Below are 7,138 nucleotides of genomic sequence, written 5' to 3'. Positions count from 1 at the left end.
CCCGGCCTCAGCTCAGCGTGACCTGGCGGTTCGTCAGACCGCCGCGCGCGCGGCGCTCGTCGGCGGTCAGCGGCGCGTCCGTGGCCAGCGCGGCGGCGAGCCGCTCGGCGAACTCGGCCGCCGGCTTCTCCACGTCCTCGGCGCCGACCCCGCTGGGCAGGTCCCAGACCGGCACGGTGAGCCCGTGGGCGCGGAAGGAGCCCACGAGACGGGTGCCCTCACCGAGGGAGGAGCCGCCCGCCGCGTGCAGCCGCGCGAGAGCGTCCAGAAGCTGCTCCTCGGGATGCGGCATGACCCACCGCAGATGGTTCTTCTCGGGCGTCTCGCACCAGTACGCGGAGTCCACGCCCGACAGCTTGACGGTCGGGATGGCCGCGGCGTTGGCCCGCTCCAGGGAGGCGGTGACGTCCGGCGTGGCGTTCTCCGGGTCCGGGACCCAGAACTCGAACCCGCTGTGCACGACCGGCTCGAAAGCGCCCTCGGGCGCCAGCAGATCCTGCAGCCGGGGACCGTCGGCGGGGGCGCGCCGGGCCTGCACCGGAGTGCCCGGGTCGGCGACGAGCGCGCGCTGCAGGGTGTCGGCGAGGTCGCGGCTGATGTCGCCGGAGGAGGTGTCGTTCTGCAGGCCGAGCAGGACCGAGCCGTCGTCGCGGCGCAGGGCGGGCCAGGCCATCGGGAGCACCGTGGCCAGGGTGACCGTCGGGACGCCCTCGGGCAGGCCGTCCTTGAGCGTCAGTTCGACGGTGGCGGCCGGCACCAGCTCGCGCAGCGCCACCCAGTCGCACTCGCCCGGCAGGCCCTCGAACGGGCGGTGCACCAGTTCGGTCACCGCGTGCGCGGCGGCGCGGCCGTGGCATGCCTTGTAACGGCGGCCGCTGCCGCACGGGCAGGGCTCGCGGGCGCCGACGACCGGGATCTGCCCGTCCGTGAGCTGCGGGCGCTTGGCCTTCGTCTGGGGTCGCTTCTTGGCCATCGTGGGTGTCTCCCGGTTACGGCTCGTCTCGTACGGGCGCGAGCCTAGCCGTTCACGCCACGGCCGACGGGAACCTGTGGACGACGTGCCGACCTGTGGACACCGCGGGCACCGTGCCGGACCGGCGCCGTCTCCCCGGCCGGGGCCGTCCTCAGTCCAGGTCGTCGAAGACGTCCGCGAAGTCCAGCCCGGGTATGCGGGAGACAGCGGGCGCCGTCACCCGGGCGGCGAAGTCCTCACGCCGGTGCCCGGCTCCGGCGTCGGGGTCGTACACGTCGTCGTGGACGACGACCCACACCGTGACCTCGCCCGGCACCTCGTCGCGTACGCCCCAGTCGTCGGCCAGCGCGGTGATGATGTTCAGCCCCCGGCCGCCGTGCGCCGTGACCGACGGGGTGGCCGGAGCCGGGCGGGTCGGGCCGCCGCCGTCCGTGACCTCCACGACGAGCCGTCCGCACGGGTCCACCCGCCAGGCGGCGCGTACGTCCCCGTCCCCGGCCAGGGCGTCACCGAGCGGCCGGCCGTGTTTGCACGCGTTGCTCAGCAACTCGGAAAGAATCAGTACGGCGTCGTCGATGACCGGATCCGCCACCCCGCCGTCGCGCAGCTGCGCGCGCATACGGCGCCTCGCCTGCCCCACGCCCGCAGGGCCATGGGGTACGGCCATGCTCGACGACGTGGGCACCTCCTGTGCCACCACCAACGCCACCCCCGAGACCTCCTTCGCCCCACGCCACGGTGTGGATGCCCCATGGGCCCGAACGGGAAACCGGTCGGTCCGTGAGCGGTGACGCACTCCAAGCGATCGAATACGCACCGAACGCGCCGGAGCACTCCCCGTAGCAGTGTGGCTGGATTTCGTCGCTGTGGCCGAGATGTGAGGATGCGCCGGGATCGGGCACGGGGTCAAGACTCGTGCGCACTGCTCCTGGGGCCGGTGGGGCGGGTGGTGCGCCGCGCGGTCAGCGTCCGAGCTGATCGAGCACCGCGCGGGGGCGGTTGGTGATGATGGCGTCCACGCCGAGACGCACGCAGAGGTCCACGTCCTCCGGCTCGTTCACGGTCCACACGTGCACCTGGTGCCCGGACTGCTTCAGGCGCTCGATGTACGCGGGGTGGCTGCGCACGATGCGGATCGAGGGCCCCGCGATCCGCACGCCGGCGGGCAGGCGTCCGTCGCGCAGCCGCGGCGAGACGAACTGCATCAGATAGACCGTGGGCAGCGTCGGCGAGGCGGCGCGTACGCGGTGCAGCGACCGCGCGGAGAAGCTCATCACGCGTACCGGGGAGTTCTCCGCCGCGGCGGGCGCGTCGAGGCCGAACCGCTTGAGCAGGAGCAGCAGCCGCTCCTCCACCTGTCCCGCCCACCGCGTGGGGTGTTTGGTCTCGATCGCCAGCTCGACCCGGCGCCCGGCGTCGGAGACCAGCTCCAGCAGCCGCTCCAGGGTGAGGACGGAGGTGGCCTCCCGGTCCTCCGGTCGGTGCTCCCAGTCGGGCTCCTCGACGCGCGGCCCCCCGAAGGCGTCGCGGCTCTTCCAGGAGCCGAAGTCCAGGGCGGCCAGATCGGAGAGCTCGAGCGCCGACACCGCACCGCGTCCGTTGGACGTACGGTTGATGCGACGGTCGTGAACGCACACGAGATGGCCGTCGGCGGTCAGGCGCACATCGCATTCGAGCGCGTCCGCGCCGTCCTCGATCGCTTTGCGATATGCGGCCAGGGTGTGCTCGGGGGCGTCCTCGGAGGCTCCGCGGTGCGCGACGACTCGGATCGGGTGCTGCCGTGCGTGGGTCACCGCGTCATGGTGCCACCGTGCACGGGGGGACGGGTGCCCGGAGTGGAGTGAACGGTGTCGCCGTCCGGTCGGAGGCATCGAGTGGCGCGCCTTACGTGAGTAATGCCCTATATAAAGAATGACCCCGGACCCACAGGAACGGCTTATGGTGCCCTGACGGCCCGTGGGAAAAGCTGACGTCATACAAAGAGACATGCACAGCTGCATCGCGCCGGACTCGTGGACGGGCGTGAACGAGCGTGACCGAGTGCGACCGAAAACAACAGCCGTGGATCGAGGAGAGAAGCTGTGAGCACCGAGAACGAGGGCACCGCGGTACCCCCGGCGCCGTCCGCACCGCCGCCCGCGCCGGTGGATGCTCCCGCTGCTCCGGCGCACCAGGGGCACCCGGCCCCGGCAGCGGCTCAGGGCCCGGCCCCGTCCGCACCGCCGCAGGCACCCGCGCAGAACACGGACCAGGCATACGGCTCCGGCCCTCAGGCCCCGGTGGGCGAGACCGGCTGGGGCCCGCACGGCGCCCACGGAAATCAGGACCCCACCCCTTCCTCCTCCGCTCCTGACGCCTCCTGGCCGCCGCCTCCCCCGCCGTCCACCCCGTCGTACGGCGGTGGCGACGGCGGCGCCGGGCACGGTTCGGGCGGCTGGGGCTCCTCCTACCAGCAGCAACCCGCACCGAAGAACGGCGGCGGGCGCGGCCGTCTGCTCGCCGCTGTCCTGGTGGCCGCGCTGGTCGCGGGCGGCGCGGGCGGCGGCCTCGGCTACACGCTGGCCAAGGAGAACGACAGCGACGGCTCGACGACCGTCTCGTCGTCCACCAGCGGCGGCAACGTGAAGCGCGACCCGGGCACGATCGCCGCCGTCGCCGCCAAGGCGCTGCCGAGCACGGTCACCATCGAGGCCGAGAGCAGCAGCGGAGAAGGCGGCACCGGCACCGGCTTCGTCTTCGACAAAGAGGGCCACATCGTCACCAACAACCACGTCGTGGCGGAGGCCGTCGACGACGGCAAGGTGACGGCGACCTTCCCGAACGGCAAGAAGTACGACGCCGAGGTGGTCGGCCACGCGCAGGGCTACGACGTCGCGGTCATCAAGCTGAACGACGCCCCCTCGGACCTGAATCCCCTCCCCCTGGGCAACTCCGACGAGGTGGCCGTCGGCGACTCGACGATCGCGATCGGCGCGCCCTTCGGCCTGTCCAACACGGTGACGACGGGCATCATCAGCGCGAAGAACCGCCCGGTCGCCTCCAGCGACGGGAGCGGCAGCCAGGCGTCGTACATGAGCGCCCTGCAGACCGACGCGTCCATCAACCCGGGCAACTCCGGCGGTCCGCTGCTCGACGCGCAGGGCAACGTGATCGGCATCAACTCCGCGATCCAGTCCACCAGCAACGGCGGCTTCGGCACGGGGCAGGCCGGCTCGATCGGCCTGGGCTTCGCCATCCCGATCAACCAGGCCAAGTACGTCGCCCAGGAACTGATCAAGACGGGCAAGCCGGTGTACGCCAAGATCGGCGCGTCGGTCTCCCTGGAGGACGCGGCGGGCGGCGCGAAGATCACCGAGCAGGGCGCGGGCGGCTCCGAGCCCGTCGACCCCGGCGGCCCCGCCGACAAGGCCGGCCTCCAGCCCGGCGACGTCATCACCAAGCTCGACGACCGGGTCATCGACTCCGGTCCCACCCTGATCGGCGAGATCTGGACCCACAAGCCGGGCGACGAGGTCACGATCACCTACGAGCGCGACGGCAAGGAACGCACCACGGAACTCACCCTGGGCTCCCGCGTGGGCGACAGCTGACCTCACCCGCGGACCCCGAACCCGTTACCCTTGTCCCCGCGCCGCCGATCACCGGCCGGCGCGGGGAGGCGTGCCCGAGCGGCCGAAGGGAACGGTCTTGAAAACCGTCGTGGCAGCGATGTCACCGTGGGTTCAAATCCCACCGCCTCCGCGCGATGAGCACTGAGAACGGCCCCTGACCTGGTTAGTTGGTCAGGGGCCGTTTGCATGCCCGGGCCCCGACGCTGTCCGGCTTTCCCCGTGGCTTACCACTCGATCGGGCACGGCTGGGGCACGGCCGACCACACACCGGGCCAACTCGCCTTGGAGTGTGCTGTCTCCAGTGCACAGGTCAGGCTCCGGAGGAGAACAGGGAAACGCTCTGACCTCTGGAACCGCTCGCTACGCGCTTCCCTCTGAACCTGGACGGCTCTGCTTGACCCTCTCGATGCGCGTCCAGCGGTCCGGTGCAGGGCGCATCAGGAGTCGGCGGCGTCGTCCACTGTCCGTCGTACCTCCAGAACCGTGTCGACACCGGTGAGCTCACAGAGCCGCCGAACCTGCCGTGACGGCGAGACCACGCGCAGGGTGCCTATCTGGTGGTTGAGGATCAGCAGATTCAAGAACGCCGAGTCCGCGAAGGTGACGCCGGAGGCGTCCAACACCACCTTCGGATGCCGTCCGACGGCGGCCTTCAGCGCATCCGCCAATGGCCTGACCGTTTGCATGTCGAAGGAGCCGTGCGCGGTGACAACCCAGGCACCGCGCCGTTCGTACTGGTACACCGAGGCCTGTTCCGGGACATGCTTGATGGCCCGTCTCGACGTCGGCTTCTCGTCGGCGTCGCTCATGAGCGTCGGCGAGACGGCCTCGTCCCAGGGCACCATCGGGCTCCTCCTCCTGCGCCGCCCCCTTGTGGGGGCAGGCCATCGATTACCTGAAAAGTATGTCATGTATCTACGTTCCGGCAATGGTGGGCCTTAAAATGCGGAGCATGGTTGGAGTGCCCGAACCTCACACCGGATGGACGTTCATCACCAATCACGCGCGTGTACTTGCAGTCATCGCTGATAACCCGAACGTCCGGATCCGCGACATCGCCGCCCACTGCCGACTCACTGAGCGTGCCGTCCAGCGGATCATTTCGGATCTCGAACAGGATGGTTACCTCTCGCACACCCGCGACGGGCGCACGAACACCTACCGCATTGAGCCGGACAAGGTGCTGCGGCACCCGGCAGAAGCCGGCCTCCCAGTAGCCTCTCTGCTGTCCCTGCTCGTGCAGGATGAGACCGAACGCGTCAGGAAACCGGTTACTCAGTACGGGCGGTTGGGGTCAAGCGCTGTGAGGTAGTGCCGGGTCACACGCCGACCGTCGCGTTCTTCCTCGGCCCACCACCAACCCCCAGCTCCCATCCCGTCCGCCGTCGCCCCACACACCGTGGAGCGGGCGTGGCTCCCGGCGTCCAGGTGGAGCGCGCCACTGTACGAACGGCCTGGACGCCATGGGTCGCGTCTGCTCGGCTCTGCCCGGGTCGGCGGTGGACGGGATGGGAGCGCCCCGCGCACGCCACTACGGGCCCGCGGTCGGCGACGGCGCCCCCTCCATCCCGGTGTCGGCCGATCCCCCGCCGGAGGCACTGCCTTGACCGTCACCGCGCTATGCGGGCTCTCCCCTCGGGCCGTTGCTTTGCTGCGGCCCCATGGGCCGGCCCCGGCGCCGAAGGCGCAGAGGGGCCGAGCCCAAGGGGTCAGCCCGTGCCTCGCGCGGGCCCTTGACGAGGTGGAGAAACCTGTAACAGCTCTCGCTCTCACCCGGGTCAAGCCGAAGGCACGTCGGTGGTCAGGAGTCGGCTCGTGGATCCGGCTCGGCACAGGCGCTCGTACGCCTCGAGCACGTTGGTGGGGACCGGTTGGATGATCATGAATCCCTGCTCGGGGTAGATCATCAGTCGCTGGAGCGCGCCGACCAGCATGTCGATCACCAGGCGGGCGTCGCCGATGGAGTCGACGTACTCGTCGAGCGTCATCGGGGTGGAAGCGCTGACGATCTCGACTTCGGGCCAGAGCTTGCGTGCGGTGGCGTACGCTCGCCGCTCCTCGTAGGGCTTGCTGGTCAGGAGCGCTGAGGACACCTCGATGCCGGCCTCTTCCGACACCTCTCGCGAGAAGCGGATGTTCTCGCCCGTGTTGCGGGCGCGCGGCTCCACGAGGACGGCCGTGCTGGGGACACCGAGCTCCAGTGCCCGTTCCTGGTAGACGATGTCCCGTAGATGCCCTGGGTGTGGGTGGGGCGTGGGTCAGGGGCGTTCGCGTGCGGCCGGGTTGTTCAGGCAGAGCGCGATGTTGCGGACCGCGGCGGTGAGTTCCTCGATCACCCGGGCCGCCTGCTCGGCGTTGTGGAAGGACGGGCTTCCCGCCAGCGCCAGGTCCAGTTCCTGCGCGGACCGGAGGGCCGGCCCGAGGCCTTCGAGGGAAGGGGCGGCGGGTGCGGGCGCCTCGGCCGACGCGGTGGCGGGCACGCCCGTGCCGGCCGCGGGGACCGCGGGAAGAGGCCCCGGTGCCGCCGGGTCCGCCGTGGGGGTCCATGTCCCCA

At 70.9% G+C, this 7,138-nt stretch carries 6 protein-coding genes, 1 tRNA gene and 2 pseudogenes; 3 read left to right on the top strand and 6 right to left on the bottom strand.

The annotated features are described in order from the left end of the window. Positions 1-7 precede the first annotated feature (7 nt). From B7767_RS28195 to B7767_RS28185, 3 genes are all read right to left on the bottom strand, one after another. Positions 8-973, bottom strand: a complete 966-nt coding sequence (locus tag B7767_RS28195) for a DUF5926 family protein (protein ID WP_085574631.1) — start codon at positions 971-973, stop codon at positions 8-10. A gap of 151 nt (positions 974-1,124) precedes the next feature. After that, a complete protein-coding gene (locus tag B7767_RS28190) occupies positions 1,125-1,769 on the bottom strand; it encodes an ATP-binding protein (protein WP_085574630.1) in 645 nt (214 codons plus the stop codon). 166 nt (positions 1,770-1,935) lie between these two features. Further along, on the bottom strand, positions 1,936-2,766 hold the full coding sequence (locus B7767_RS28185; protein WP_085574629.1) for a glycerophosphodiester phosphodiesterase: 831 nt from the start codon (positions 2,764-2,766) through the stop codon (positions 1,936-1,938). Between the two features lie 288 nt (positions 2,767-3,054). On the opposite strand from B7767_RS28185, the gene B7767_RS28180 reads away from it, so the two are divergent. Both B7767_RS28180 and B7767_RS28175 read left to right on the top strand, forming a co-directional pair. Continuing rightward, positions 3,055-4,563, top strand: coding sequence for a S1C family serine protease (locus B7767_RS28180; protein ID WP_085574628.1), 1,509 nt, complete (start codon positions 3,055-3,057; stop codon positions 4,561-4,563). A 64-nt stretch (positions 4,564-4,627) separates the two neighbouring features. Continuing rightward, positions 4,628-4,714 (top strand) — tRNA-Ser (locus B7767_RS28175). 307 nt (positions 4,715-5,021) lie between these two features. Here B7767_RS28175 and B7767_RS28170 read toward each other — a convergent pair. After that, positions 5,022-5,429: an STAS domain-containing protein gene (locus B7767_RS28170; RefSeq protein ID WP_179167318.1), complete on the bottom strand. Its 408-nt coding sequence runs from the start codon at positions 5,427-5,429 to the stop codon at positions 5,022-5,024. A gap of 107 nt (positions 5,430-5,536) precedes the next feature. Here B7767_RS28170 and B7767_RS28165 point away from each other — a divergent pair, with 107 nt between their 5' ends. Then, on the top strand, positions 5,537-5,896 hold the full coding sequence (locus B7767_RS28165) for a helix-turn-helix domain-containing protein (RefSeq protein ID WP_085574632.1): 360 nt from the start codon (positions 5,537-5,539) through the stop codon (positions 5,894-5,896). A gap of 466 nt (positions 5,897-6,362) precedes the next feature. Here B7767_RS28165 and B7767_RS28160 read toward each other — a convergent pair. Both B7767_RS28160 and B7767_RS28155 read right to left on the bottom strand, forming a co-directional pair. Continuing rightward, positions 6,363-6,800: pseudogene (locus B7767_RS28160) on the bottom strand (YdcF family protein); the annotation flags it as partial. 42 nt (positions 6,801-6,842) lie between these two features. After that, positions 6,843-7,138 (bottom strand): annotated as a pseudogene (locus tag B7767_RS28155) (hypothetical protein); the annotation flags it as partial.

Source organism: Streptomyces sp. 13-12-16 (assembly GCF_002114215.1).
GTDB lineage: Bacteria > Actinomycetota > Actinomycetes > Streptomycetales > Streptomycetaceae > Streptomyces.
This window is presented reverse-complemented; position numbering and strand designations above follow the sequence as displayed.

Coding starts and splice junctions, on each gene's coding strand:
- B7767_RS28195 (WP_085574631.1), bottom strand. CDS start 973: ATGGCCAAGAAGCGACCCCAGACGAAGGCCAAGCGCCCGCAGCTCACG.
- B7767_RS28170 (WP_179167318.1), bottom strand. CDS start 5,429: ATGGTGCCCTGGGACGAGGCCGTCTCGCCGACGCTCATGAGCGACGCC.
- B7767_RS28165 (WP_085574632.1), top strand. CDS start 5,537: ATGGTTGGAGTGCCCGAACCTCACACCGGATGGACGTTCATCACCAAT.